This is a genomic window from Pseudomonas saponiphila, from assembly GCF_900105185.1.
GTDB classification, from domain to species: Bacteria; Pseudomonadota; Gammaproteobacteria; order Pseudomonadales; family Pseudomonadaceae; genus Aquipseudomonas; species Aquipseudomonas saponiphila.
The window spans coordinates 4,522,719-4,548,336 of sequence record NZ_FNTJ01000001.1 but is presented as its reverse complement, the minus strand read 5'-3'; the positions used below and the strand labels follow the sequence as shown (position 1 = coordinate 4,548,336).

Annotated in this window: 26 protein-coding genes; 24 read left to right on the top strand and 2 right to left on the bottom strand. The window is 61.6% G+C overall.

All coding sequences use genetic code 11. From position 1 onward, the window contains the following. Positions 1-146 precede the first annotated feature (146 nt). From BLV47_RS21345 to BLV47_RS21330, 4 genes are read left to right on the top strand one after another with little or no spacing between them, the layout of a single operon-like run. Complete coding sequence (locus BLV47_RS21345) at positions 147-617, top strand: (2Fe-2S)-binding protein (protein ID WP_092316819.1); 471 nt, start codon at positions 147-149, stop codon at positions 615-617. Beyond that, the gene (locus BLV47_RS21340; protein ID WP_092316816.1) at positions 614-2,929 is read left to right on the top strand and encodes a xanthine dehydrogenase family protein molybdopterin-binding subunit; all 2,316 of its coding nucleotides are present in this window, start codon (positions 614-616) and stop codon (positions 2,927-2,929) included. Before BLV47_RS21345 ends, BLV47_RS21340 begins: the two co-directional genes overlap by 4 nt. Next, on the top strand, positions 2,929-3,924 hold the full coding sequence (locus BLV47_RS21335; protein WP_092316813.1) for an XdhC family protein: 996 nt from the start codon (positions 2,929-2,931) through the stop codon (positions 3,922-3,924). The genes BLV47_RS21340 and BLV47_RS21335 overlap by 1 nt, the downstream gene beginning before the upstream one ends. Next, entirely contained in the window at positions 3,921-4,517 is a 597-nt protein-coding gene (locus tag BLV47_RS21330; RefSeq protein WP_092316810.1) for a nucleotidyltransferase family protein, read from the top strand. Before BLV47_RS21335 ends, BLV47_RS21330 begins: the two co-directional genes overlap by 4 nt. 62 nt (positions 4,518-4,579) lie before the next feature. Here BLV47_RS21330 and rne read toward each other — a convergent pair whose 3' ends face one another. Next, positions 4,580-7,837 carry a ribonuclease E gene (rne, locus tag BLV47_RS21325; protein ID WP_092316808.1) on the bottom strand — a complete coding sequence of 1,086 codons (3,258 nt, stop codon included), beginning with the start codon at positions 7,835-7,837 and terminating at the stop codon, positions 4,580-4,582. Positions 7,838-8,552: 715 nt separating this feature from the next. Between rne and rluC the strand changes: the two genes are divergently transcribed. From rluC to sppA, 3 genes are read left to right on the top strand one after another with little or no spacing between them, the layout of a single operon-like run. Then, positions 8,553-9,509, top strand: coding sequence for a 23S rRNA pseudouridine(955/2504/2580) synthase RluC (rluC, locus tag BLV47_RS21320; protein ID WP_016965316.1), 957 nt, complete (start codon positions 8,553-8,555; stop codon positions 9,507-9,509). Beyond that, on the top strand, positions 9,499-10,161 hold the full coding sequence (locus BLV47_RS21315) for an HAD-IA family hydrolase (protein ID WP_092316806.1): 663 nt from the start codon (positions 9,499-9,501) through the stop codon (positions 10,159-10,161). Before rluC ends, BLV47_RS21315 begins: the two co-directional genes overlap by 11 nt. Before the next feature lie 21 nt (positions 10,162-10,182). Further along, complete coding sequence (gene sppA / locus BLV47_RS21310; RefSeq protein ID WP_092316805.1) at positions 10,183-11,172, top strand: signal peptide peptidase SppA; 990 nt, start codon at positions 10,183-10,185, stop codon at positions 11,170-11,172. A gap of 54 nt (positions 11,173-11,226) precedes the next feature. On the opposite strand, the gene BLV47_RS21305 is transcribed toward sppA, so the two are convergent. After that, entirely contained in the window at positions 11,227-11,805 is a 579-nt protein-coding gene (locus tag BLV47_RS21305) for a Maf family protein (protein WP_092316803.1), read from the bottom strand. A gap of 105 nt (positions 11,806-11,910) precedes the next feature. Here BLV47_RS21305 and BLV47_RS21300 point away from each other — a divergent pair, with 105 nt between their 5' ends. The 17 genes from BLV47_RS21300 to BLV47_RS21225 all read left to right on the top strand — a co-directional run bounded on the left by BLV47_RS21300 (position 11,911) and on the right by BLV47_RS21225 (position 25,574). Beyond that, complete coding sequence (locus BLV47_RS21300) at positions 11,911-12,438, top strand: YceD family protein (protein ID WP_009047832.1); 528 nt, start codon at positions 11,911-11,913, stop codon at positions 12,436-12,438. Between the two features lie 13 nt (positions 12,439-12,451). Continuing rightward, positions 12,452-12,634 (top strand): 50S ribosomal protein L32, encoded by a 183-nt coding sequence (rpmF, locus tag BLV47_RS21295; protein WP_003179396.1) that lies wholly within the window; start codon positions 12,452-12,454, stop codon positions 12,632-12,634. Positions 12,635-12,637: 3 nt separating this feature from the next. Beyond that, positions 12,638-13,648 (top strand): phosphate acyltransferase PlsX, encoded by a 1,011-nt coding sequence (gene plsX, locus BLV47_RS21290; RefSeq protein WP_092316801.1) that lies wholly within the window; start codon positions 12,638-12,640, stop codon positions 13,646-13,648. Between the two features lie 126 nt (positions 13,649-13,774). Next, complete coding sequence (gene fabD, locus BLV47_RS21285; RefSeq protein WP_092316799.1) at positions 13,775-14,713, top strand: ACP S-malonyltransferase; 939 nt, start codon at positions 13,775-13,777, stop codon at positions 14,711-14,713. A gap of 16 nt (positions 14,714-14,729) precedes the next feature. Then, on the top strand, positions 14,730-15,470 hold the full coding sequence (gene fabG, locus BLV47_RS21280; RefSeq protein WP_092316797.1) for a 3-oxoacyl-ACP reductase FabG: 741 nt from the start codon (positions 14,730-14,732) through the stop codon (positions 15,468-15,470). 196 nt (positions 15,471-15,666) lie between these two features. Next, positions 15,667-15,903 carry an acyl carrier protein gene (gene acpP / locus BLV47_RS21275; RefSeq protein WP_003175607.1) on the top strand — a complete coding sequence of 79 codons (237 nt, stop codon included), beginning with the start codon at positions 15,667-15,669 and terminating at the stop codon, positions 15,901-15,903. A gap of 110 nt (positions 15,904-16,013) precedes the next feature. Then, entirely contained in the window at positions 16,014-17,258 is a 1,245-nt protein-coding gene (fabF, locus tag BLV47_RS21270) for a beta-ketoacyl-ACP synthase II (protein ID WP_092316795.1), read from the top strand. Beyond that, the gene (gene pabC / locus BLV47_RS21265) at positions 17,258-18,073 is read left to right on the top strand and encodes an aminodeoxychorismate lyase (RefSeq protein WP_092316793.1); all 816 of its coding nucleotides are present in this window, start codon (positions 17,258-17,260) and stop codon (positions 18,071-18,073) included. The genes fabF and pabC overlap by 1 nt, the downstream gene beginning before the upstream one ends. 3 nt (positions 18,074-18,076) lie before the next feature. Continuing rightward, entirely contained in the window at positions 18,077-19,237 is a 1,161-nt protein-coding gene (mltG, locus tag BLV47_RS21260) for an endolytic transglycosylase MltG (protein WP_092316791.1), read from the top strand. A 19-nt stretch (positions 19,238-19,256) separates the two neighbouring features. Beyond that, positions 19,257-19,889 (top strand): dTMP kinase, encoded by a 633-nt coding sequence (gene tmk / locus BLV47_RS21255; protein WP_092316789.1) that lies wholly within the window; start codon positions 19,257-19,259, stop codon positions 19,887-19,889. Then, positions 19,882-20,868 (top strand): DNA polymerase III subunit delta', encoded by a 987-nt coding sequence (locus BLV47_RS21250; protein ID WP_092316786.1) that lies wholly within the window; start codon positions 19,882-19,884, stop codon positions 20,866-20,868. Before tmk ends, BLV47_RS21250 begins: the two co-directional genes overlap by 8 nt. Before the next feature lie 84 nt (positions 20,869-20,952). Then, positions 20,953-21,744 carry a TatD family hydrolase gene (locus tag BLV47_RS21245; protein ID WP_092316784.1) on the top strand — a complete coding sequence of 264 codons (792 nt, stop codon included), beginning with the start codon at positions 20,953-20,955 and terminating at the stop codon, positions 21,742-21,744. Between the two features lie 157 nt (positions 21,745-21,901). Beyond that, positions 21,902-22,225 carry a hypothetical protein gene (locus tag BLV47_RS36260; RefSeq protein WP_167365677.1) on the top strand — a complete coding sequence of 108 codons (324 nt, stop codon included), beginning with the start codon at positions 21,902-21,904 and terminating at the stop codon, positions 22,223-22,225. A 317-nt stretch (positions 22,226-22,542) separates the two neighbouring features. Beyond that, positions 22,543-23,181, top strand: a complete 639-nt coding sequence (locus BLV47_RS21240) for a TetR/AcrR family transcriptional regulator (protein ID WP_092316782.1) — start codon at positions 22,543-22,545, stop codon at positions 23,179-23,181. Positions 23,182-23,320: 139 nt separating this feature from the next. After that, positions 23,321-24,289 carry a GTP 3',8-cyclase MoaA gene (locus BLV47_RS21235; RefSeq protein ID WP_092316780.1) on the top strand — a complete coding sequence of 323 codons (969 nt, stop codon included), beginning with the start codon at positions 23,321-23,323 and terminating at the stop codon, positions 24,287-24,289. Positions 24,290-24,389: 100 nt separating this feature from the next. Further along, on the top strand, positions 24,390-24,992 hold the full coding sequence (locus tag BLV47_RS21230; protein WP_092316778.1) for a DUF4823 domain-containing protein: 603 nt from the start codon (positions 24,390-24,392) through the stop codon (positions 24,990-24,992). 18 nt (positions 24,993-25,010) lie between these two features. Then, the gene (locus tag BLV47_RS21225) at positions 25,011-25,574 is read left to right on the top strand and encodes a DUF1285 domain-containing protein (protein ID WP_092316776.1); all 564 of its coding nucleotides are present in this window, start codon (positions 25,011-25,013) and stop codon (positions 25,572-25,574) included. Positions 25,575-25,618: the final 44 nt, after the last annotated feature.

The window sequence follows — 25,618 nt, the reverse complement described above, 5'->3', positions numbered from 1 at the left end:
TAAGTATTTGTCGTCCCCAAAGGCCCGGTGAAGCCCCGTCTTCACAAGAGAGCCCGATTAGCCTGAGCCGATCTGCGCGCACCTCATTCGCATTGCCGCGTGGCAGATGGCTCGACCCCATCACCTCATAGAATGCGGGCGTGCCCATGATTACCCTGAAGCTCAATGGTCAAGATCATCCCCTGGACGTCACCGAGGACATGCCGCTGTTGTGGGCCATCCGCGATGTGGCGGGTTATAGCGGCACCAAATTCGGTTGCGGCATGGGCCTGTGCGGTGCCTGCACCGTGCATGTCGACGGCGACCCGGCGCGCAGTTGCATCACCCCGGTCGGTACGGTGCTGGGCAAGAATGTCAGCACCATCGATTATCTGCACAACGACCCGGTGGGGCAGGTGGTGCAGCAAGCCTGGCTGGATACGGCGGTGGCCCAGTGCGGCTACTGCCAGGGCGGGCAGATCATGTCCGCCACGGCCCTGCTCAAGATCCATCCCAATCCCAGTGATGAACAGATCGAAGAGGCGATGCTCGGCAATATCTGCCGCTGCGGCACCTATAACCGGATCAAGACCGCGATCCGCCAGGCGGCCAACCATCTGCAGGAGGCCAAGGCATGAGCTCTTTACCCAGTGATTTTGCCCTGAGCAACCTCAGTCGCCGTGGTTTTCTCAAGGGCGTGGGCGCCACCGGAGCCCTGGTACTGGCGGCCAGTTGGGGCTGGCAGCAGGCGTTTGCCGAGGACAAGAAATTTGGTGCCGATGGCATGCCCCACGGCTGGGTCGACGATCCCAAGGTCTATGTGAGCATTGCCAGTGACGGCAGCGTGACGGTGATCTGCAACCGTTCGGAGATGGGCCAGGGGGTGCGTACCAGCCTGAGCATGGTGGTGGCCGATGAGCTGGAGGCCGATTGGGCCCAGGTCAAGGTCAGGCAGGCGCCGGGGGACGAAGCGCGCTTTGGCAATCAGGACACCGACGGCTCGCGCAGCATGCGCCATTGGTACGAACCCATGCGGCGTTGCGGCGCTGCTGCGCGGACCATGCTGGAACAGGCGGCTGCCGAGCAGTGGCGTGTAGCGCCGAGCGAGTGCCGGGCGCAGTTGCACAAGGTGGTTCACCAACCCAGCGGGCGCGAACTGGGCTATGGCGCCCTGGCCGCAGCGGCGGGGGCTCTGGCGGTACCGGCCCGGGACAGTCTGCGCCTGAAGCAGCCGTCGGAGTTTCGCTATATCGGCAAGGAAGCGACTCGCGCCATCGACGGCCAGGACATCGTCAACGGCCGCGCGGTGTACGGCGCCGATGTGCATTTTGAAGGCATGCTGTTCGCGGCGGTGGCGCGGCCCCCGGTCTATGGCGGCAAGGTCAAGTCGGTGGATGACAGTGCGGCCCTCAAGGTGCCGGGAGTGATCAGGGTGCTGCCCATCGACAGTCGTCCCGTGCCTTCCGAGTTCCAGCCCCTGGGGGGCGTGGCGGTGGTGGCGAGCAATACCTGGGCGGCAATCAAGGGTCGTGATGCCTTGAAGATCGAGTGGGACGACGGGGCCAATGCCGGCTACAACTCCGTCCAATACCGCAAGGAACTGGAGGCGGCGGCACAGCAACCGGGCAAGGTGGTGCGCAGCACCGGTAATCCGGATGAGGCCATGAGCAAAGCCGCGAGCAGCCTGGAGGCCACTTATTACCTGCCGCACCTGGCCCAGGCGCCCATGGAGCCGATGGTGGCGGTGGCGCGCTTTGTCGACGGGCGCTGTGAAGCCTGGGCGCCGAGCCAGGCACCCCAGGTGACCCGCGAGCGGATCGCCGAACGCCTGGGCATCGGCTTTGATCAGGTCACGGTCAACGTCACCCTGCTGGGCGGCGGTTTCGGGCGCAAATCCAAGCCGGACTTCATTCTGGAGGCGGCCATCCTGGCCAAGGCCTTTCCCGGCAAGGCGGTGCGGGTGCAGTGGACCCGGGAAGACGATATCCATCACTCCTACTTCCATACGGTGTCGGCGGAGTACCTCAAGGCCGGCTTGAACGATGACGGCATGCCCGCCGCATGGCTGCATCGCACCGTGGCTCCGAGCATCACCGCGCTGTTCGCCCCGGGAATGAACCATGAGGGCGCGTTCGAACTGGGCATGGGCTTCACCAACATGGCCTATGCGATTCCCAATGTGCGCCTGGAAAATCCCGAAGCGGCGGCCCATACCCGGGTGGGGTGGTATCGCTCGGTGTCGAACATTCCCCACGGCTTCGCCATTCAGAGTTTTGTCGACGAGCTGGCCCACAAGGCGGGGCAGGACCCACTGAAGTACCAGCTCAAGCTGCTGGGGCCGGACCGTCAGATCGACCCGCGAACCCTGAGCGAGGAATGGAATTACGGCGAGTCTCCGGAGCGTTACCCGATCGATACCGGGCGCATGCGTGCGGTACTGGAAACCGCAGCCAAGGCCGCCGGCTGGGGGCGCTCGCTGCCCAAGGGGCGTGGCTTGGGGCTGGCGATGCACTATAGCTTCGTGACCTATGTGGCGGCGGTGATCGAGGTGGAGGTCAAGGACGATGGCACGCTGATTGTGCACAAGGCCGACATCGCCGTGGATTGCGGCCCGCAGATCAACCCCGAGCGTATCCGCTCGCAGTTCGAGGGCGCCTGTGTCATGGGCCTGGGTAATGCGGTGCTGGGGGAAATCAGCTTCAAGGATGGCAAGGTCCAGCAGGACAACTTCCACATGTACGAGGTGGCGCGCATGTCCCTGGCGCCCAGGCAGGTGCAGGTGCACCTGGTAACGCCTGCGGGGGATGTGCCGCTGGGCGGTGTCGGTGAGCCCGGCGTGCCGCCGATTGCCCCGGCCCTGTGCAATGCGATCTTCGCTGCTACCGGCAAGCGCATCCGCAACTTGCCGGTGCGTTATCAGTTGCAGGGCTGGCAGCAGGCGGGTGCCTGATGGACAGTGTCGACCTGAATGTCCTGCGCAGCGTGCTGGAGTGGCGCCGTGCCGGGCGCGGGGTGATGCTTTACAGCGTGGTCCAGACCTGGGGCAGCGCGCCGCGCCCCCCGGGTGCCATGCTTGCCCTGCGCGACGACGGCGTGGTGATCGGCTCGGTGTCCGGCGGCTGCATCGAGGACGACCTGATCAGCCGCCTCGGGGACGGGCGTCTGGCACCGCAGGGGCCGCCGGTGCAATTGGTGACTTACGGTGTGACGGTGGAGGAGGCGGCGCGTTTCGGTCTGCCCTGTGGCGGCACCCTGCGCTTGACCGAGGAGCGGGTCGGCGATCCGTCCTGGGTTGCCGAGTTGCTGCAACGTTGCGCGGCGCATCAGATCGTGGCCCGGGAGTTGAACCTGAGCACCGGCCAGGTGTTGCTCAAGGCGGCGGGCAAGCGGGATGAACTGGCGTTTGATGGCGTCACCCTGCGGGCGATCTACGGGCCGCGCTGGCGCCTGTTGCTGATCGGCGCTGGGCAGCTGTCTCGTTATGTGGCGCAAATGGCTCGCATGCTGGATTTCGAGGTGCTGGTCTGTGATCCGCGCCAGGAGTTCGTGCATGGCTGGGAGGACCAGGATGGACGCTTGGTCGCCGGCATGCCCGACGATGCGGTGTTGAGCATCGAGCCTGATGAGCGCACGGCGGTGGTGGCCCTGACCCATGATCCGCGCCTGGACGATATGGCCCTGCTGACCGCCCTCGATTCGCCGGCGTTTTATGTCGGTGCCCTGGGTTCCCGGGTCAATAGTCAGAAGCGCCGGGACAATCTGGCCCTGCTGGGATTGTCGAGCGCGGCCATCGAGCGCTTGCATGGGCCGGTGGGGCTGCACATCGGCAGTCATACTCCGGCGGAAATTGCCCTTTCGTTGATGGCGCAGATCGTGGCGCTGAAAAATGGTGTCGAGCCCCTGTCGCAGCAGCCGTTGGTGCGCGTGGCCGAGGTGGCCGGATGAGTCCCTGGCCTTGCGCGATCATCCTGGCGGCGGGGCAGGGCAGTCGTTATCGACAGGCGCTCGCAGACGATCAGGACAAGTTGCTGGCGCCTTGCGTAGGGCGCGATGGCGTAGAGCGGCCGGTACTGGAACAGGTGCTGGTCAACCTGCCGGCCGAGGTGGTTCGGCGGGTGCTGGTCACGACGCCGGGGCGGCCGCGGGTGGCGGAGCTGGGGTGGGCCTATGGTTGTCAGGTGTTGTTGCTGGACTCCCCGGGCATGGGGCATAGCCTGGCGGCTGCGGTAGCGGCCAGTGCCGACGCCAATGGCTGGGTGGTGTTGCTGGGGGATATGCCCTTCATCCTGCCTGCCAGCATCAGGCGGGTGATCGCGGGGTTGACCGAGGAGTGCATCAGCGTGCCGCGGCTGGGGGGCGAGCTGGGGCATCCGGTGGGGTTTGGCCGGGGTTATGGTGCTGCGTTGCAGGGTTTGTCCGGTGATCGCGGGGCCAGGTGTCTGTTCGCTGCGGGCAAGGTGGTCGAAGTGCCCTTGAACGACCCGGGAGTGGTGTGGGATGTGGATCTGCCGGCGGCGCTGGTGTTTCGCGAGCGCTGAATGGCAGGCATGAAAAAGCCCCGCCCGGTGACCCGGGCGGGGCTTTTTCATTGCCGATGGAGTCAGGCGAGCGGTTTAGGCTCGTGCTGCTTTTCTTCGGCGTGAGCGACGTGCTCAACGGCGTGTTCGACGTTGTGCGGTGCCTCTTCCACCACCGGGGCAGGTTGCTCTGCCACGGCTTCGGTGACTGGCGCCGGTGCTGCTTCAGCCGCCTCGACAGGCGCTGGAGCGGCTTCGACCACCACTGGCGCTTCTACCGGAGCGGGTTCGGCAGCAGCTACCGCTTCAACCGGGGCGGTAGCGGCAGCCAGTTCGGCTTCTTTCTGCAGACGCTCGGCTTCACGCTTGCGACGGCGCACTTCGCGCGGATCGTTTGGTGCGCGACCGTTGCTGGTCAGGGCGCTCACCGGAGCCGCTTCAACCACTGGAGCCGGGGCTTCGGTGACTGCTGGGGCAACAGCCGGTGCGGGCTCTTCAGCCTGTGCAGGCTGCTGGGCAATCACTGGCTGCTCGATGGCAACAGGTTCAGCGGCCGGGGCCGGAGCTTCCTGAGCAGGCTCGATGGCTTTTTCCTCAACCACTGGCGCCTGGACTGCAGGTTCTGCAACCGGCTGCTCGGCTACCACAGGTTGTGCTTCGACAGTCACGGCGGGTTCAGCGGCGACTTCAACCTGAGGCTGCTCTGCCACAACCGGGGCAACTTCGGCCACTGGAGCCTGTTCAACCGGGGCCAATTCAACAGCTGGAGCAGCCGGCATTTCCACTTCAGTAGTGGCTTCGACTACAGGCGCTTGCGGAGCCTGCTCTGCGACAGCGGCGGTTGCGCGTTCGGCTTGCTGATGCGCTTGGGCTTCAGCGTTGGCGCTGATGGCGGTGCTGGCAACAGCGGCAGTGACCGCGACGCCGGCGGCCAGATCGGCGCTGCCTGGCTCTTCGGCGTTCTCTTCCGAACCTTCGATCACGTTGCCGTTGGCATCACGCTGGCGCTCGCGACGGTTGCTGCGACGACGCTGGCCGCGGGAGCGACGGCGTGGACGTTCGCCGTCGGCGTTGTCCTGGCCTTCTTCCTGCAGTTGCTCTTCGTTCGGCAGTGCTTCTTCTTCGCTGGCGGCAGCGGCCTGAGCCTGTTCGGCGCGTGGCTGACGCTCTTCACGCGGCGGACGCGGCTGGCGCTCTTCCCGCGGTGGACGAGCTGGGCGTTCTTCGGCAACGGCAACGGCGGCAGTAGCAACTGCTGCGGCAGGAGCGGCATCCAGGGGCTCGCGCAGTTCGCGAACACGCTCTTCACGCTCGCCGCGTGGCTTGCGGTCTTCACGTGGGGCGCGCGGTTGACGCTCTTCACGCGGAGCGCGAGGTGCGCGTTCTTCGCGGGCTACACCTTGGACTTCTTCGCGAGCTTCACGCACTTCCCGAGGTTGACGTTCTTCCCGTGGTGCGCGCTCTTCACGCGGTGCACGTTCTTCACGTGGCTTGCGCTCTTCGTCGCGGCGACCGTTACGGTTGCGGCTCTGTTGACGGCCGTTGCGACGCTGCTCTTCGTTGTTGCGGGCAGGGCGCTCGGTTGCCGGCTTCTCGACCACAACCGGAGCAGCCGGCTCTTCCTTGGAGGCGAACAGGCTGACCAGGGACTTGACCAGGCCTTTGAACAGGCTTGGCTCGGCAGCAACCGGGGCTGGAGCGGCAACCGGGGCGACGGCTTCGGTCGGCACAGGGGCGTTGGCGCGGGCCGGCGCAGTCTTCACCGCGGCTTCCTGGCGAACCAGGGTGCGGGTGGCGGCGGCTGGCTGGACTTCTTCGGCTTCGGCTGCGGCCGCGGCGATTTCGTAGCTGGACTGGTTGGTGTTGGCTTCCGGGCTGTCATCGCGCAGACGCTGGACTTCGAAGTGCGGCGTTTCCAGGTGATCGTTCGGCAGGATGACAATGCGAGCGCGGGTGCGCAGTTCGATCTTGGTGATCGAGTTGCGTTTTTCGTTGAGCAGGAAGGCAGCGACCGGAATCGGCACTTGGGCGCGAACTTCGGCGGTGCGGTCTTTCAGGGCTTCTTCTTCGATCAGGCGCAGGATCGCCAGGGACAGCGACTCGACGTCACGGATGATGCCGGTGCCGTTGCAGCGTGGGCAGACGATGCCGCTGCTTTCGCCCAGGGATGGGCGCAGGCGCTGACGGGACATTTCCAGCAGGCCGAAGCGCGAGATGCGGCCGATCTGCACGCGGGCGCGGTCGGCTTCCAGGCATTCGCGGACTTTTTCTTCCACGGCGCGCTGGTTCTTTGCTGGGGTCATGTCGATGAAGTCGATGACGATCAGGCCGCCGATATCACGCAGGCGCAGTTGGCGAGCGATTTCTTCCGCTGCTTCCAGGTTGGTCTGCAGGGCGGTTTCTTCGATGTCGCTGCCTTTGGTGGCGCGGGCCGAGTTGATGTCGATGGACACCAGGGCTTCGGTCGGGTCGATGACGATGGAGCCGCCGGAAGGCAGTTCGACCACGCGCTGGAAGGCGGTTTCGATCTGGCTTTCGATCTGGAAGCGGTTGAACAGCGGCACGCTGTCTTCGTACAGCTTGATCTTGCTGGCGTACTGCGGCATCACCTGGCGGATGAAGGTCAGGGCTTCGTCCTGGGCTTCAACGCTGTCGATCAGCACTTCGCCGATGTCCTGGCGCAGGTAGTCGCGGATCGCGCGGATGATCACGTTGCTTTCCTGATAGATCAGGAATGGCGCGGAGCGATCCAGGGAAGCTTCCTTGATGGCGGTCCAGAGTTGCAGCAGGTAGTCGAGGTCCCACTGCATCTCTTCGCTGCTGCGACCCAGGCCGGCAGTGCGCACGATCAGGCCCATGTCGGCAGGTGCCACCAGGCCGTTCAGCGCTTCACGCAGTTCGTTGCGCTCTTCGCCTTCGATACGGCGGGAGATGCCGCCGGCGCGTGGGTTGTTCGGCATCAGTACCAGGTAACGACCGGCGAGGCTGATGAAGGTGGTCAGGGCAGCGCCCTTGTTGCCACGCTCTTCTTTCTCGACCTGGACGATGACTTCCTGGCCTTCGCTCAGGACGTCCTTGATGTTGACGCGTCCTTCGGGGGCTTTCTTGAAGTATTCGCGGGAGATTTCTTTGAGGGGCAGGAAGCCGTGGCGCTCAGAGCCGAAGTCGACAAAGGCAGCCTCCAGGCTTGGTTCGATGCGAGTGATGCGGCCTTTATAGATGTTGGCCTTTTTCTGCTCGCGTGCACCGGACTCGATGTCCAGATCGTAGAGGCGCTGGCCGTCTACCAGGGCAACACGCAACTCTTCGGGTTGAGTTGCGTTAATCAGCATTCTTTTCATGTAGTACCGTCGGTTTCCGGGCTGCCGGAAACGGCGTTCGGCACACACGACTTCTCACGGTCGGTGTCAGGTGCGTCAGGAGTGGTTGACCACTCGAGTGTCTAGCGAGGTTCGTCCGAATAACTAAGAACGAAGTCGCGACTCACGCGTCCTGCTTGCTGTGGTGACTAAGGCACCGCTTAAGCAAAAGTCTGTCAGGAGGAGGAATCAACCGGCGACTGTGGACGAGATGAAGCGTCTTGAATAAAGCCTAATGCTACACAGTCCGACGGTTGTGCATCTCCACCCTACACGTATCCCTGATAATTCGGGTGCTGCCGCGCGCAGAATCCGCAGCGGGTTGGCATTTACCGTGAACTCCGAAAGGGGAGGTCACGCATCATGGCTAAAGGCGTTGTTTCCGCAACCTTCGCTTGGGGTTGTCAGGCGCTGACTGCACTTTGTGAACTGGCCGTTAATCGCTGCATAAAAGGCGAGTGATAACTCTGCTTTTTACGGGTTTCAGGCCTCATGTCACCTGCGCTTGTTACAACGTCAGACTCTTCCGGTATGTAGCGAGAGCTGCGTAGGACGGCCTTGCGTCCTTATGAATTGCGTTGGTCAGGGCCGGCTAGTTGCCGCTGTTCCGCTGTCCAGCCGCTTTTGGCGGCGTTCGCGACTATAGCAGCAATCATTAAGTGCTTCAAATCCATAAAAAATTGTTATCATTCGCGCCATGACGACTACTGCCCCCTCGACTCCAGGCGTTCAATTGCTTGAAGTCTCGCCGGAATATGCCGGCCAACGTATTGATAACTTCCTTCTCGCGCGACTCAAAGGCGTGCCCAAGACCTTGATTTATCGCATTTTGCGTAAAGGCGAAGTGCGAGTGAACAAGGGGCGGATCAAGCCCGAGTACAAGCTGCAGGCGGGTGATGTGGTACGCGTGCCGCCGGTGCGCGTACCCGAGCGCGACGAACCGGTGCCGCTGGCTCAAGGGTTGTTGCAGCGACTGGAAGCCTCGATTGTCTTTGAAGACAAGGCGCTGATCGTGATCAACAAGCCTGCCGGCATTGCCGTGCACGGCGGCAGCGGCCTGAATTTCGGAGTGATCGAAGCCTTTCGTCAGTTGCGTCCGGACGCCAAGGAGCTGGAGCTGGTGCATCGCCTCGATCGCGACACGTCCGGCCTATTGATGATTGCGAAGAAGCGCAGCATGTTGCGCCACCTGCATGCCGCGCTGCGTGGCGATGGTGTGGACAAGCGCTACATGGCGCTGGTGCGTGGTCACTGGGCAACGGCCCTGAAGCAGGTGCGCGCGCCTTTGCTCAAGAGCAATCTGCGTTCTGGCGAGCGCATGGTGGAAGTCAATGAAGAAGGCAAGGAGGCCTTGACGGTGTTCAAGGTGCTGCGCCGCTTCGGCGAGTTCGCCACCATGGTCGAGGCCAAGCCGGTGACTGGCCGCACTCACCAGATTCGAGTGCACACCCTGCATGCCGGGCACTGCATCGCCGGTGACAGCAAGTACGGTGATGATGACTTTACCCGTGAGATTCGCGAGTTGGGTGGTAAGCGCCTGTTCCTTCACGCCTATATGTTGACGGTGCCGCTGCCCGATGGCGGCGAGCTGAAGCTGCAGGCGCCGGTGGATGAAATGTGGGCCAAGACCGTGGAGCGCTTGAGTGCACCCTGATTACCAGCTGTTGATCTTCGATTGGGACGGCACTCTGGCGGATTCCATTGGTCGGATTGTCGAGTCGATGCATGTGTCTGCCGATCGCTCCGGTTTTCCCCGGCGCGACGATTTTGCCGTCAAGGGCATCATCGGCCTTGGCTTGCCGGAGGCGATTCGCACCTTGTATCCCGAAATCGACGATGGTCAGTTGGTGGCCTTTCGTCAGCATTACGCGGATCACTACATCGCGCTGGAGGCTGAGCCTTCGCCCTTGTTTGCTGGCGTGGTGCAGTCTCTGGAGGCTTTCCGGAGCGAGGGCTATCGGTTGGCGGTTGCCACGGGCAAGGCTCGGCGCGGATTGGATCGGGTGCTGAAGGCGCACGGTTGGGAAGAGTATTTCGATGTCACCCGGGCGGCCGACGAAACCGCCAGCAAGCCTCATCCGTTGATGTTGGAGGAGATTCTTGCTCATTGCGGTGTCGGGCCAAGGCAAGCATTGATGGTTGGCGATTCCTCCTTTGATCTGTTGATGGCGCGCAATGCCGGCATGGATTCGGTGGCTGTGAGCTACGGTGCTCAGTCCATCGAGGCTTTGCAGGCTTTCGAGCCGCGCTTGTCCATCGACCGTTTTCCTCAATTGCACGCCTGGCTGAGTCAGGCTGCCGAATAAGTTTTTGCTGGGGTAGTAGGCATGAGCGACGAATGGAAGGCGCCAAGCAAGGCGGGCGCTGAAGAGGGTGATGATAAGAGCTGGAAGCTGCTGGAAAAGACGCTCCTGGCCGGTGTTCAGGAGCAGCGTCGTTCGCGGCGCTGGGGGATCTTCTTCAAGCTGCTGACCTTTGTGTATCTGTTTGCGGCGTTGGCTTTGTTTACGCCGCTGATGACCATGGAAAAGAGCGCGGCTCGTGGTGGCAGCTACACCGCGGTGATCGATGTCACGGGGGTGATTGCTGATAAGGAGTCGGCCAGTGCGGACAATATCGTCGGCAGTCTGCGTACCGCCTTTGATGATCCCAAGGTCAAGGGTATTGTCCTGCGCATCAACAGCCCTGGCGGCAGTCCGGTGCAGTCTGGCTACGTCTATGACGAGATTCGTCGTCTGCGGGCTTTGCACAAGGACACCAAGGTCTATGCGGTGATTTCTGATCTGGGGGCTTCTGGTGCTTACTACATCGCCAGTGCGGCCGATGAGATCTATGCCGACAAGGCGAGTCTGGTGGGCTCCATTGGTGTTACGGCGGCCGGGTACGGGTTTGTCGGTGCCATGGAGAAGTTGGGGGTCGAGCGTCGTACCTATACCTCTGGCGAGCACAAATCGTTCCTCGATCCGTTCCAGCCGCAGAAGCCTGATGAGACTCAGTTCTGGCAGGGCGTGCTGGACACCACTCATCGTCAGTTCATCGCCAGCGTCAAGCAGGGTCGTGGCGAGCGTCTCAAGGATAAAGAGCATCCTGAGCTGTTCTCGGGGTTGGTCTGGTCCGGTGAGCAGGCGTTGCAGCTGGGCTTGATCGATGCTCTGGGTAATACCAGTTCGGTGGCGCGGGACGTGATTGGTGAGAAGGAGCTGGTGGACTTCACTGTCCAGGAGTCGCCACTCGATCGCTTTTCGAAGAGGTTGGGTGCCAGCGTGGCCGAACAGATCGCCATGTGGATGGGCTTTCAGGGGCCGGCCTTGCGCTGATTGGGTGCTGCCCAATGGAAAGCCGGCCTGAGTGCCGGCTTTTTTATTGCGGTTTCAGGGGATTTCCACGCCCTGGGCCAGCAGCATGTCCACCAGTCGGATCAGTGGCAGCCCTACAAGGCTGGTGGCGTCGCTGCCGGAGGTGCTCTGGAACAGGCTGACCCCCAATCCTTCGGCCTTGAAGCTGCCGGCGCAATCGTAAGGTTGCTCGGTGTGCAGGTAGCGTTCAATGCGGGCGCTGTCCAGGATGCGCATGTTGACCGTGAAGGGTACGCAATCGACCTGGCAATCGCCGGTCTGGCTGTTGAGCAGGGCCAGGCCGGTGAGGAAGGTGACGCTGCTGCCACTGGCGTCCAGCAGCTGCTGGCGGGCCTTGTCGAAAGTGTGGGGTTTGCCAATGATGCGTTCGCCCAGTACGGCAACCTGGTCCGAGCCAATGATCAGGTGCGCTGGATGGGTGTCTGCAAGGGTGCGAGCTTTTTCTTCGGCCAGGCGTTTCACCAGCTCCGTGGCGGACTCGCCCGGGCGATGGCTTTCGTCGATATCGGGAGAGCTGCAGGTGAAGGGCAGGTGCAGGCGGGAGAGCAATTCCCGGCGGTAGACCGAGCTTGAAGCGAGTAATAAAGGCAGCATGCGCATCTCCTGAGGCGGGCCGGGAATTCTAGCGGGGCCCGCAAGTGACGGACAGGGCTGAATTTCCTTTGACATGGCTGGGGGCATCCCTATAATGCTGCGCCTATGTTGAATGACCCGATTCCACCTCACGTTGACCCGCGCAAATTGGCTGACCGTGGCACCACCCTTCAAGGTGAACTGCTGCTGGCCGATTTGGAGAGACTCTGCGACCCGCTTTCCGACAATGTCGGTACGGTGCAGGCTAAATTCGTTTTCGAGCGTGACGAGCGTAAAGCTGTAGTTATCCACAGCTCCATCGACGTCGAAGTCAAAATGGTTTGCCAGCGTTGTCTTGAGCTGGTCACCCTGCCGATCCACAGCGAGTGCAGTTACGCCGTGGTGAAGGAGGGTGCGAATACCCAGTCGTTGCCGAAAGGTTATGACGTGCTGGAACTGGGCGAAGATCCTTTGGATCTGCAGGCGTTGATCGAGGAGGAGCTTTTGCTTGCCTTGCCCATCGTGCCTGCTCATCATCCGGAAGAATGCCAGCAGCCGGCGGGGCTCGATGAGCCCGAACCGAGCGAGGACGAGGTAACGCGGTCCAACCCGTTCAGTGTATTGGCGCAGTTAAAGCGTGACCCAAACGTTTAGGAGTTAATCAATTATGGCTGTTCAGCAGAACAAAAAATCCCGCTCTGCCCGTGATATGCGTCGCTCCCACGATGCTCTCGAGGCAAGCACTCTGTCCGTAGAAAAGACCACCGGTGAAGTTCACCTGCGTCACCACGTATCGCCAGAAGGCGTATACCGTGGTCGTAAAGTGATCGACAAGGGCGCTGACGAGTAATCCTTGTCCGCTCAAGTCATCGCGATTGACGCAATGGGCGGGGACTTCGGTCCCCGCAGCATTGTTCAGGCCAGTATTGCTTGCCTGTCTGCTACCCCCTCGCTGCATCTGACCCTGGTGGGTCAACCCTCCCTTCTTGAAGATCTGCTTTCCGGCCATTCGGCTGTGGATCGCGCGCGCCTGACAATCGCTCCTGCCAGTGAAGTGATCACCATGGACGAAAAGCCTGCCCAGGCTCTGCGCGGCAAGCCCGATTCTTCGATGCGGGTGGCGCTTGAGCTGCTGCGGGATGAAAAGGTCCAGGCCTGCGTCAGTGCCGGCAATACCGGGGCGTTGATGGCGTTGTCGCGTTACGTGCTCAAAACCCTGCCCGGCATTGATCGTCCGGCGATGGTGGCGGCGATTCCCACTCAACGTGGCTATTGCCAGTTGCTGGACCTGGGCGCCAACGTCGATTGCAGTGCCGAGCATCTGTTGCAATTCGCGATCATGGGTTCGGTTGCGGCGGAAAGTCTGGGGGTTGTCCGGCCACGGGTGGCTTTGCTGAACATTGGCACCGAAGACATCAAGGGTAACCAGCAGGTCAAGCTGGCAGCGAGTCTGCTTCAGCAGGCGCGGGGCCTGAACTACATAGGCTTCGTCGAAGGTGACGGGCTGTATCGTGGCGAGGCGGATGTGGTGGTGTGCGACGGTTTTGTCGGCAACATCCTGCTCAAGTCCAGCGAGGGTCTGGCCATTATGATCGCTGCCCGTATCGAGGCGTTGTTCAGGCGCAATCTGCTGTCCCGGGTTGTGGGGGCGCTGGCCCTGCCACTGATGCGGCGATTGCAGGCGGACCTGGCGCCGGCTCGGCACAACGGTGCGAGCTTTCTCGGGTTGCAGGGAATAGTGGTGAAAAGCCACGGTTCTGCGGGTGTTCAAGGGTTTCAGAGTGCGATTCAGCGTGCGCTGATCGAAATTCAGGAAGACCTGCCGCGACGCCTGCACGGGCGCCTTGAAGATCTGTTGCTTTAGGCGTTTATCCTGTGGAGTGCTTAAATGTGACCGCTCAGTTCAATTGGCCATCCAACTGTCAGTTTCTTGCGTCCACCGCGGTGTGACGTCAATTCTCCGACGACAAGATCATTAGGGGCTTGTTACATGTCTGCATCCCTCGCATTCGTCTTTCCAGGACAGGGCTCGCAGTCCCTCGGCATGTTGGCCGAGTTGGGCGCGCAGCACCCGCTGATCCTCGACACATTCAAAGAAGCCTCCGATGCTCTGGGCTACGACCTCTGGGCGCTGACCCAGCAAGGTCCCGAAGAGCTGCTCAATCAAACCGACAAGACTCAACCGGCCATCCTCACCGCTTCCATCGCCCTGTGGCGCGTATGGTTGGCCGAGGGTGGTGCGCGTCCGGCCTTCGTCGCGGGTCACAGCCTGGGTGAATACAGCGCCCTGGTGGCGGCTGGCAGCCTGACTCTGGCCGAAGCGGTCAAGCTGGTCGAGCGTCGTGGCCAGCTGATGCAGGAAGCTGTGCCGGCAGGTCAGGGCGGCATGGCGGCAATTCTTGGTCTGGACGACGCTGATGTCGTGGCGGCCTGTGCAGAAGCGGCGCAAGGTGAAGTGGTCAGTGCGGTGAACTACAACTCCCCGGGCCAGGTGGTCATCGCTGGTGCTAAGGCGGCTGTGGATCGCGCCATCGAGGGCTGCAAGGCCCGCGGTGCCAAGCGTGCCATGCCGCTGCCGGTCAGTGTGCCGTCCCATTGCGAGCTGATGCGTCCTGCGGCAGAGCGTTTTGCCGAGTCGATCGCAGCGATCAACTGGCAGGCGCCGCAGATTCCTCTGGTGCAGAACGTTAGTGCTGCCGTGGCGGCCGACCTCGATACTCTCAAGCGTGACTTGCTGGAGCAGTTGTACAAGCCTGTGCGCTGGGTCGAGTCGGTGCAGACCCTGGCCGCCCAAGGCGCCACCCAATTGGTGGAATGCGGCCCGGGCAAGGTCCTGGCTGGTCTCAACAAGCGCTGCGCCGAAGGCGTGTCGACCTCTAACCTGAATACCCCAGATGCCTTCGCTGCCGCCCGTGCAGCGTTGGCCTGAACTAGGAGAAGCTTGCATGAGTCTGCAAGGTAAAGTTGCACTGGTGACCGGCGCCAGCCGTGGTATCGGCCAGGCCATCGCGCTTGAGCTGGGTCGTATGGGCGCCATCGTGGTGGGTACCGCCACTTCCGCTTCCGGTGCCGAGCGCATCGCCGCTACCCTCAAGGAAAACGGCATTCAGGGCGCCGGCCTTGAGCTCAATGTCACCAGCGACGAGTCCGTGGCTGCGGTGCTGGCCAGCATCACCGAGCAGTTCGGTGCTCCGGCGATTCTGGTGAACAACGCCGGCATCACCCGCGACAATCTGATGATGCGCATGAAAGATGACGAGTGGTACGACGTGGTCGATACCAACTTGAACAGCCTGTATCGCCTGTCCAAGGGCGTTCTGCGCGGCATGACCAAGGCTCGTTGGGGTCGAATTATCAGTATTGGCTCGGTTGTGGGTGCCATGGGCAACGCCGGCCAAGTAAACTACGCCGCCGCCAAAGCCGGTCTGGAAGGTTTCAGCCGTGCCCTGGCGCGTGAAGTAGGTTCGCGGTCGATCACTGTGAACTCGGTTGCTCCAGGTTTTATCGACACCGATATGACCCGTGAGCTGCCGGAAGCACAGCGTGAAGCCCTGCTGACGCAAATTCCGCTGGGTCGTCTGGGCCAGGCTCAAGAGATCGCGCAAGTGGTCGCTTTTCTGGCATCCGACGGTGCGGCATACGTTACCGGGGCTACAATCCCGGTCAATGGCGGGATGTATATGTGAGTCAAATGTGACGGATTGCTTCAAAAAAATGTCATACGAGCTGTCTAAAATCCGTTATAAAGCTGCAATCAATTTATAGGCAGATGGCCAAAGGGTTTGAGGGACGAAGCTTTCAGTTGAAAAGCTGAAAAGCCTTTCTATACACTTACCCACTGGCCAGCTGCCTGAATTTGTCCATTAGGAGTGAAAACAAGGTATGAGCACCATCGAAGAGCGCGTCAAGAAAATCGTTGCTGAGCAACTGGGTGTTAAAGAAGAAGAAGTTGTGAACACCGCTTCCTTCGTTGAAGACCTGGGTGCCGACTCCCTTGACACCGTTGAGCTGGTGATGGCTCTGGAAGAGGAATTCGAGACCGAAATCCCTGACGAAGAAGCTGAAAAGATCACTACCGTTCAAGCAGCTATCGACTACGTTACCAGCCACCAGGCTTAATCGTTTGTAGTCGTCTTTTGCTGTCATGGAAAAACCGCACTGCCGTTACGGCGTGCGGTTTTTTCTTTAGGTCTGATACAAAGTGTCGTCATTAGAAAAAGGAGAGTGCTGTGTCGCGTAGACGCGTCGTAGTCACCGGTATGGGTATGTTGTCGCCACTGGGTACGGATGTACCGAGTAGCTGGCAGGGCATTCTGGCTGGCCAAAGTGGCATTGGTCTGATCGAACACACCGACCTTTCTGCCTATTCCACCCGTTTTGGCGGCTCGGTAAAGGGCTTCAATGTCGAGGAGTACCTGTCGGCCAAAGAGGCCCGCAAACTCGACCTGTTCATTCAGTACGGTCTGGCGGCCGGATTTCAGGCGGTGCGCAACGCCGGCCTGGAAGTCACCGATGCCAACCGTGAACGCATCGGCGTGGCCATGGGTTCGGGTATTGGTGGTTTGACCAATATCGAAGAAACCAGTCGCACCCTGCACGATTCCGGCCCACGGCGGATATCTCCGTTCTTCGTGCCGGGCTCGATCATCAATATGATCTCCGGTTTCCTGTCCATCCACTTGGGTGCCCAGGGGCCGAACTACGCCATTTCCACGGCGTGCACCACCGGCACCCACTGCATCGGCATGGCCGCACGCAACATCGCCTACGGTGAAGCCGACGTGATGATCGCCGGCGGTGCCGAGATGGCCGCCTGCGGCCTGGGCATGGGCGGCTTCGGTGCGTCCCGTGCGCTGTCGACCCGTAACGACGAACCGACCCGCGCCAGCCGTCCCTGGGACAAGGGGCGTGATGGCTTCGTGCTGTCCGATGGTGCCGGTGCCCTTGTGCTGGAAGAGCTGGAGCACGCCAAGGCGCGTGGCGCCACCATCTACGCCGAGCTGATCGGTTTCGGCATGAGTGGCGATGCCTATCACATGACTTCGCCGCCTGCCGATGGCGCCGGCGCCGCTCGCTGCATCGCCAACGCCCTGCGCGACGCCAAGCTCAATGTCGATCAGGTGCAATACATCAACGCTCATGGCACTTCGACCCCTGCCGGTGACCTGGCAGAAGCCGAAGCGATCAAGACGGTGTTTGGCGAGCACGCCTACAAGCTCGCAGTCAGCTCCACCAAGTCCATGACCGGTCACCTGCTGGGTGCTGCCGGGGCGATCGAGGCGATCTTCAGCGTGCTGGCCATCAATAGCCAGGTTGCGCCGCCCACCATCAACCTGGATGAGCCGGATGAGGGCTGCGACCTCGATTTCGTGCCGCACACCGCGCGCAGCATGGACATCGATGTGGTGCTGTCTAACTCCTTCGGCTTTGGTGGCACCAACGGCTCCCTGGTGTTCCGCCGGTTCTCCGAGTGATGCACTGCTGGGTCGACGGTCGGCCGGCTGACGCGCTGTCGCTCAAGGACCGCGGCCTGGCCTATGGCGATGGTCTGTTCGAGACCATCGCTGTCAGATCCGGGCAGCCGCAACTGTTGGAGCGGCACTTGCAGCGTCTGGCCGAGGGCTGTCGACGTTTGGCGCTGAATGCGGATCAGGCGCTGATTCGCCACGAAGTGCTGGCCTATGCGGCGGCGTTGGGGGAGGGCGTGCTCAAGCTGATCCTGACCCGTGGCGACAGTCTGCGGGGTTATGCTGCCGATCCGGCAGCCATGGCGCGACGCATTCTCCAGGGCGCTGCCTTGCCGGCCTATCCTGCGGCGAATGCCGAGCAGGGTATCGTGCTGTTTCCCTGCGCCACGCGTTTATCCGAGCAGCCGTTACTGGCGGGCCTCAAGCATCTCAACCGCCTCGAACAGGTGCTGGCTCGCGCCGAATGGCGTGATGCCGAACATGCCGAAGGCTTGATGCTCGATGGCGCCGGGCGAGTGATCGAGGCGGTGTTCAGCAATCTGTTCCTGGTCAGTCAGGGGCGCTTGCTGACAGCCGACCTGAGTCGTTGCGGGGTGGCCGGGGTGATGCGCGCGGAAATTCTGTTTCAGGCCGCGTCACTGGGAATTTCCGTGGAGGTTACGGATATCAGTCTCGATCAGTTGCAGCAGGCGGACGAAGTCTTCGTCTGCAATAGCGTCTATGGCATCTGGCCGGTGCGTGCCTGTGCCGGGATGCGCTGGTCGGCCGGACCGCTCACCCGTAAACTGCAGGGCATTACCCGCGCACTACTGGATGCTTGATTCGTGAGACGTAAATTACTGCTCCTGCTGGAAACCGGACTGGTCCTGGCAGGGCTGCTGCTGGGCGCGAGTGCCTGGAAACTGCACTCGGCCCTGGAACAACCGCTGAACCTCTCCCAGGAGCAGTTGCTGGATGTTCCCGCCGGTTCGACGCCCACCGGCACCTTCAATCGTCTGCAAGCCGATGGCGTGATCCGGGATGGGTTCTGGTTGCGTCTGTACTGGCGCTTCAATCTTCAGGGCCAGCCTCTGCACAGTGGCGAGTACCGCATGACGCCAGGCATGACGGCCGAAGGTCTGATCGGTCTCTGGCAGCGCGGCGAGGTGGTGCAGTACAGCCTGACCCTGGTGGAAGGCTGGAACTTCCGCCAGGTGCGCAATGCCTTGGTCAAGAGTGACAAGCTGCAGCAGACCCTGGCTGGCCTCAGCGACAGTCAGGTGATGGAGAAACTCGGCCACGGCGGGGTGTTTCCCGAAGGACGTTTCTTCCCCGATACCTATCGTTATGTAAAGGGCATGACCGACGCCGAGCTTCTGGAAAAAGCCTTCGACCGTCTGGACGATGTGCTGGCCAAAGAGTGGAGCAAGCGAGCTGATGACGCGCCTTACAACGACCCTTATCAGGCGCTGATCATGGCGTCGCTGGTGGAAAAGGAAACCGGCGTGCCACAGGAGCGTGGACAGATCGCCGGGGTTTTTGTCCGGCGCATGCAGATCGGCATGCTGCTGCAAACCGACCCGACGGTGATCTATGGTCTGGGCGAGCGCTATACCGGCAAACTGACCCGGGCCCATCTCAAGGAGGCCACGCCCTACAACACCTACGTGATTGCCGGGCTGCCGCCGACGCCGATTGCCATGGTCGGGCGCGAGGCGATTCACGCCGCCCTCAATCCGCTGCCGGGCAAGAGCCTGTATTTCGTTGCCCGGGGCGATGGCAGCCATGTGTTCTCCGATGACCTGGATGCCCATAACAGTGCCGTGCGCGAGTTCCAGCTCAAGCGCCGCGCCGACTACCGCTCCAGCCCGGCGCCGCTGGCCGCTCCGGCCACGCCTGAGAGCCCGACGCCAACCGTCACTCCGAGCCCGGACAGCGCGTCGCCAGCGCCCGCCGAAGCTCCCGTTGCGGTGGACCCGGCGCCCGCACCGAAAAGCCCGCAATGACTTTGATTAAGGACTGCCTGTGACTGGCTTGTTTATTACCCTGGAAGGCCCGGAAGGCGCCGGGAAAAGCACCAACCGCGAGTACCTCGCCGAGCGCCTGCGCGCCGCGGGCATTGAAGTGGTGTTGACCCGTGAGCCCGGCGGCACGCCCTTGGCCGAGCGGATTCGCGAAGTGCTGCTGACGCCGGGTGAGGAAGTCATGAATGCCGACACCGAGTTGCTGTTGGTGTTCGCTGCCCGTGCCCAGCATCTGGCCACGGTGATTCGCCCGGCACTGGCCCGCGGCGCGGTGGTCTTGTGTGACCGTTTCACCGATTCAACCTACGCCTATCAGGGCGCCGGTCGTGGCCTTAGCCTTGAGCGCATCGAGGCCCTGGAACGTTTTGTCCAGGGTGAGCTGCGCCCGGATCTGACCCTGGTTTTCGACTTGCCGGTGGATGTCGGCCTGGCCCGGGCCAGTGCCCGCGGTCGGCTGGATCGCTTCGAACAGGAGGGGCAGGCGTTTTTCCAGAAGGTGCGCCAGGCGTACCTGACCCGCGCAGCCGCCGCACCTCAGCGTTATTGCCTGGTGGATGCGGCGCAGCCCCTGGCCCTGGTCCAGCAGTCCCTGGATGCCCTGTTGCCGCAATTGCTGGAGCGCGCCCGTGGCTGAAGTCTTTCCCTGGCAGGACGGCCTCTGGCAGCAGTTGGCCGGGCGCACGCAACATGCCCACGCCTATCTGCTGCACGGCCCGGCGGGCATTGGCAAGCGAGCGCTGGCCGAACGCCTGATGGCGCGTCTGCTGTGCCAGCGCCCGAACGGGCTGGATGCCTGTGGCCAGTGCAAGTCCTGCCTGCTGCTCCAGGCCGGTAGTCATCCGGACAACTACGTACTGGAGCCCGAAGAGGCGGACAAGGCGATCAAGGTCGACCAGGTGCGTGAGTTGGTGAGCTTCGTGGTGCAGACCGCGCAGTTGGGGGGGCGCAAGGTGGTGCTGATCGAGCCGGTGGAGTCGATGAACATCAATGCGTCCAACGCCTTGCTGAAAAGCCTTGAGGAGCCTTCCGGGGATACCGTGCTGCTCTTGGTGAGTCATCAGCCGAGCCGCTTGCTGCCGACCATCAAGAGTCGCTGTGTCCAGCAGGCATGTCCCTTGCCCAGTGCGGCGATGAGCCAGCAATGGCTGGCCGGGGCCCTGCCCGAATGTTCCGATGAAGAGCGCTTGGAGCTGCTGACCCTGGCTGCCGGATCGCCGCTGGCCGCCGTCGGCTTGCAGGCCCAGGGGGTTCGCGAGCAGAGGGCGCTGGTGGTGGACGGGGTGAAGAAGTTGCTCAAGCAGCAACAATCGCCGACCCAGCTGGCCGAGGCCTGGAACGCCATTCCTCTGTTGCTGTTGTTCGACTGGTTCTGTGACTGGTCGAACCTGATCCTGCGTTACCAGTTGACCCAGGACGAGGATGGCCTGGGTTTGCAGGACATGCGCAAGGTGTTGCAGTACCTGGCGCAGAAGTCCGGCCAGGACAAAGTGCTGGCGATCCAGGACTGGATCCTGGCCCAGCGCCAAAAGGTCCTGAGCAAGGCTAACCTCAACCGCGTGTTGCTGTTGGAGGCGCTGTTGGTGCAATGGGCGGCGTTGCCGTCCCGGCACTGAGCGGCCTGTTCCTGAATCAGGCTGGTATCCGGTCGGACGACAATGCCCGGCCCTTTCATTGATCGGATGTAGTTGTAGGCTCCCATGCTCGTAGATTCCCATTGCCACCTTGATCGTCTCGACCTCGCCGCCCATGCCGGTTCCCTGGATGCGGCACTGGCCGCTGCCCGCCAGCGCGGTGTCGGGCACTTCCTGTGCATTGGCGTCAGCGGCGACAACGCCGCGGACGTCAAGGCCCTGGCCGAGCGTTACGACGATGTCGATTGCTCGGTAGGGGTGCACCCGCTGGACGTGCAGCCCGGCGCGGCGCCGGCCCTGGACTGGCTGCTGGAGGAGCTGAATCACCCGCGAGTGGTGGCCATTGGCGAAACCGGTCTGGACTATCACTACGAACCGGAAGCGGCCGAGCTGCAGCAGGCGTCTTTCCGTTTGCATTTGCAGGCCGCGCAGCAGACCGGCAAGCCGGTGGTGGTGCATACCCGCGGTGCTCGCGCCGACACCCTGGCGCTGCTGCGGGAGGCGGCATTGCCCAATGCCGGCGTGCTGCATTGCTTCACCGAGGACTGGGACATGGCCAGGGCGGCTCTGGATTTGGGGTTCTATATCTCGCTGTCGGGTATCGTCACTTTCCGCAATGCCGATGCCCTGCGCGATGTGGCTCGCCAGGTGCCTGCCGATCGGCTGCTGGTGGAAACCGATTCGCCGTACCTGGCGCCCATCCCGTATCGCGGCAAGCCCAACCTGCCGCAGTACGTGCGTGAAGTGGCGGAGTTCCTGGCGATGTTGCGTGGCGAAGCCTACGAGGCCTTTGCCGAACAGACCACGGCCAACTTCAAGCGCCTGTTTCCCCTGGCTCGAGTCAAGGGCGAGGCCTGAGCCGTTAGTGGATAGCCTGAATTTCAGGCAAAAAAAACCCGGGTTCTGGGGGGTGAATCCGGGTTAAGACCATTAGGAGTAAAACTAAGGCACGCGGTCCATCGGTACCTAAATCGGCGTTTCACTTGGGGGAGATGTCCCGCCGACAGTTGAAGTATTGATCACTATTGCAATCAGTCCAGCTGCCCTCGCTTGGTTTTTAAACAAATTTGGAATACGCGCGCTTCGCTTGGGTTCTCATTTTTCGAGGTTCAGCGCTTTTATTCCTGAAGTTCCGCTGTTTTTCACTGTTTTTGGCGCAGTTCAGGGTAAAGCGACGACTGTTGTCGCGCGTTTTGCACACAAGCTGTTGCAGTTTAGCCCAGCACCCAGGCTGATCCTGATCAATGGCAACGGCGTTTTCAGAATGTTCGCCCTTTCTCGATGTCTTTTTCGATGCTTTTCAGGGCTTTTTCCAATCCCGATAAAGCAACGAGGCTGACGAGTAATGACGTCATTGCGACTCATGAATGTGTTTTCGTCGAGTAGGGGGCATAGGTGGGGATCGGGTGCCCGTTATGGAAAAGGTCTAGACTTTGCGGTCTGATCTGAGCCTCGAAGCCCTTGGGCGTTTGCTATGTGAACCGTGCGCCGGCCCCGTATTCACGGGATTTCCCAGCTTTTGGCAACCCATTCAGGGGCGGGTGTCAGGCGTGCTTTTGCGCCAGAAACGGCTGCAACGAAGGATGATCCGTGCATTTTGGCGCAAGTTAGGCATAATACGCGGCTTCGATTTTGACCCCGAACAGACCTTTTCTTATGCAGAAAGAACCTCGTAAGGTCCGTGAGTTTCGTCGCCGCGAGCAAGAAATTCTCGATACCGCGCTCAAGCTGTTCCTCGAACAAGGTGAAGACAGTGTCACCGTCGAGATGATTGCGGATGCCGTGGGTATCGGCAAAGGGACCATCTACAAGCATTTCAAGTCCAAGGCGGAGATCTACCTGCGCCTGATGCTCGACTATGAGCGTGACCTGAACGAGCTACTGCACTCTGCCGATGTCGACAAGGACAAGGAAGCCCTGTCCAGGGCCTACTTCGAATTTCGCATGCGCGACCCGCAGCGCTACCGGCTGTTCGACCGCCTGGAAGAGAAGGTGGTCAAGGGCAATCAGGTGCCGGAAATGGTCGAGGAGCTGCACAAGATCCGCGCTTCCAACTTCGATCGCCTGACCTTGCTGATCAAGGGCCGCATCAGTGAGGGCAAGCTCGAAGACGTACCGCCTTACTTCCACTACTGCGCCTCTTGGGCGCTGGTGCATGGCGCGGTGGCGCTGTACCACTCGCCGTTCTGGAGCAATGTGCTCGAGGACCAGGAAGGCTTCTTCCAGTTCCTGATGGATATCGGCGTGCGCATGGGCAACAAGCGCAAGCGCGACCCCGACACCTCGAACAGCTAAGGCATTCAGCCGCTGTATTGCGCCATCGACCATCTGTATGGCGCAGTGTCCGAGGAATATACTCAGGCATGGGACTTGCCAGAACCTGATTTTTGAGTCAGGTTTTGGCCGGTTCTCCCTTCCTACGCCGGAGTCATCCATGATCGTTGATCGTCAAGGCAGGCGCTTTCGCAATTTGCGGATCAGCCTGACGTCCGCCTGCAATTACGCCTGTACCTACTGCGTGCCCAACGGCAAGCGGCTGGTAGCTGCCCAGGACGAGTTGTCGGCCGAGGCGATGGCTCGCGGCGTGGCGTATCTGATTGAAGCGGCCGGTATTGAACGACTGCGCATCACCGGCGGTGAACCGCTGGTCAGTCCCAAGCTGGAAACCTTCATGACCGCAGTCGGGCGCATGGGGCTGGAAGACATCAGCCTGACCACCAACGGCCAGTTGCTGGCACGCAAGCTGCCATTGCTGGTGGAGGCGGGGATCCGCCGGATCAATGTTTCTCTGGATACCCTGGATGCCGCGGCTTTTCGCAGCATCGCCCGGGGTGGCGATCTGGCCAGCGTGCTCGATGGCATGCAGCAGGCACGCGCGGCCGGGCTGAAGATCAAGGTCAACATGGTGCCGTTGCGCGGTCAGAACCTGGACCAGGTCATGCCCCTGCTCGATTACTGCCTGGAGCGTGGCTACGAGCTGCGCTTCATTGAACTGATGCGCATGGGGCACCTGGCCAGCGACGGCAATGCCTTCCTGCAGCAGTTTGTCAGTCTGCAGCAACTGCTGGAGATCATCGGCCAGCACTATGAGTACCTCCAGGCCGATGCCCCGCTGGATGCGACCGCGGTGCGCTACGAGATTCCCGGGCTCGGTCATTTCGGCGTGATTGCCAACGAAAGCGTGCCGTTCTGCCGGACCTGTTCGCGCCTGCGGCTGTCCTCTACCGGTTGGTTGCACGGCTGCTTGTCGTCAAGCAATCGCCACTATGTTGGCGACCTGCTGGACAAGCCGCGCCATCAAGCCTTGCCGGCGCTCCAGCGTTTGCTGGTCAAGGCCCTGGGCGACAAGCAGGACCTGGCCTTTTCCGGTGGCGCCACGGTGATGAAAATCATCGGCGGCTAGATCGGGTGGCGCTGGAGTTTCCTCCATTTGCCTAGCTGGCGCGGAAGCTGCATCTCGTGGCCATTCGCCGGTTTTCCGTCACCGGTTTTTGGAGGGTAGGATGCGTAGCCTGGTTTTGCTGCTGGCCTTTTTGGCACTCGGCGGCTGCATGAATGTCAGTGATATGGGCGAGGGGGTGCGCTATCACCTGAGCGATGCGGGAGTGCTCGATCACAGCGATACCCGGCGTACCAGTTCATTCCGCATTCAGCCGGATTCGTTCATTTTCATCGCCCAGGGACACTTTGTACCGCCGGGTGGTGCCTATCCTCGACCCAACGTGGTGGCCGAAGAGGCGTTCAACGGCTTTGTCGAGTATTTCCCCATGGTGCGCCGGGCCAAAGCGCCCGAAGGCTTGAACGAAGCCATGGCCGAAGCCCGGGAAGTGGGCGCCCACTATTTGCTCTACGCTCGTTTCGCCAAGGCCGACGATCGCATCGGCAACTCCGATGAGTGGCTGGATCAGGAGGCGGTGGATCGCCTTGGGGTCGATACCAGTACCATCCAGATCATGCTGATCGAAACCAGTACCCAATACCTGATCGATACGGCCCGTATTCGCAGTCGTGGCGGATTACTGACGCTCCACGACAACAAGCCCCAGGATCTGCTGGGCCCACCGCTGCAGCAATATGCTCGCGGTTTGCTGGGCCTGAGCGACTGATTGAACGAGGAGAGCGGTATGAGTGGTCCAGGCAAGGCCAACGACCTGTTGGCACAGATTCCCAAGGCCGAGAAGGGCCTGCCGCCGGTCCACCTGTGGAATCCCGATTTCTGTGGCGATATCGACATGCGTATCGCCCGTGATGGCACCTGGTACTACCTGGGCTCCCCTATCGGTCGCAAGCCGATGGTCAAGCTGTTCTCCACCATCATCCGCCGCGATGGCGACGACTACTTCCTTGTTACCCCGGTGGAGAAGGTGGGCATCAAGGTCGACGACGCCCCTTTCGTCGCCGTGACCCTGGAGGTCGAAGGGCAGGGTGAGGCACAGGTGCTGCGCTTCACCAGTAATGTCGACGAGCAGGTGGTGGCCAACGTCGAGCATCCGTTGCGGGTGGTGATCGATCCGCTGACCCAGGAGCCTGCGCCCTATGTTCTGGTACGAAACAACCTTGAGGCGCTGATCCATCGCAATGTGTTCTACCAGTTGGTGGAGCTGGCGCAGACTCGCGTTCTCGATGGCCAGCGCTGGCTGGGCGTGTGGAGTGCAGGGGTGTTCTTCCCCATTGGTCTTGAGCCCTGAAGACATTTCAATTTCGATTTCGAGATATTTCTTGATCTTGATCC

Coding starts and splice junctions, on each gene's coding strand:
- BLV47_RS21345 (WP_092316819.1), top strand. CDS start 147: ATGATTACCCTGAAGCTCAATGGTCAAGATCATCCCCTGGACGTCACC.
- BLV47_RS21340 (WP_092316816.1), top strand. CDS start 614: ATGAGCTCTTTACCCAGTGATTTTGCCCTGAGCAACCTCAGTCGCCGT.
- BLV47_RS21335 (WP_092316813.1), top strand. CDS start 2,929: ATGGACAGTGTCGACCTGAATGTCCTGCGCAGCGTGCTGGAGTGGCGC.
- BLV47_RS21330 (WP_092316810.1), top strand. CDS start 3,921: ATGAGTCCCTGGCCTTGCGCGATCATCCTGGCGGCGGGGCAGGGCAGT.
- rne (WP_092316808.1), bottom strand. CDS start 7,837: ATGAAAAGAATGCTGATTAACGCAACTCAACCCGAAGAGTTGCGTGTT.
- rluC (WP_016965316.1), top strand. CDS start 8,553: ATGACGACTACTGCCCCCTCGACTCCAGGCGTTCAATTGCTTGAAGTC.
- sppA (WP_092316805.1), top strand. CDS start 10,183: ATGAGCGACGAATGGAAGGCGCCAAGCAAGGCGGGCGCTGAAGAGGGT.
- BLV47_RS21305 (WP_092316803.1), bottom strand. CDS start 11,805: ATGCTGCCTTTATTACTCGCTTCAAGCTCGGTCTACCGCCGGGAATTG.
- BLV47_RS21300 (WP_009047832.1), top strand. CDS start 11,911: ATGTTGAATGACCCGATTCCACCTCACGTTGACCCGCGCAAATTGGCT.
- rpmF (WP_003179396.1), top strand. CDS start 12,452: ATGGCTGTTCAGCAGAACAAAAAATCCCGCTCTGCCCGTGATATGCGT.
- fabD (WP_092316799.1), top strand. CDS start 13,775: ATGTCTGCATCCCTCGCATTCGTCTTTCCAGGACAGGGCTCGCAGTCC.
- fabG (WP_092316797.1), top strand. CDS start 14,730: ATGAGTCTGCAAGGTAAAGTTGCACTGGTGACCGGCGCCAGCCGTGGT.
- acpP (WP_003175607.1), top strand. CDS start 15,667: ATGAGCACCATCGAAGAGCGCGTCAAGAAAATCGTTGCTGAGCAACTG.
- pabC (WP_092316793.1), top strand. CDS start 17,258: ATGCACTGCTGGGTCGACGGTCGGCCGGCTGACGCGCTGTCGCTCAAG.
- BLV47_RS21245 (WP_092316784.1), top strand. CDS start 20,953: ATGCTCGTAGATTCCCATTGCCACCTTGATCGTCTCGACCTCGCCGCC.
- BLV47_RS21240 (WP_092316782.1), top strand. CDS start 22,543: ATGCAGAAAGAACCTCGTAAGGTCCGTGAGTTTCGTCGCCGCGAGCAA.
- BLV47_RS21235 (WP_092316780.1), top strand. CDS start 23,321: ATGATCGTTGATCGTCAAGGCAGGCGCTTTCGCAATTTGCGGATCAGC.
- BLV47_RS21230 (WP_092316778.1), top strand. CDS start 24,390: ATGCGTAGCCTGGTTTTGCTGCTGGCCTTTTTGGCACTCGGCGGCTGC.
- BLV47_RS21225 (WP_092316776.1), top strand. CDS start 25,011: ATGAGTGGTCCAGGCAAGGCCAACGACCTGTTGGCACAGATTCCCAAG.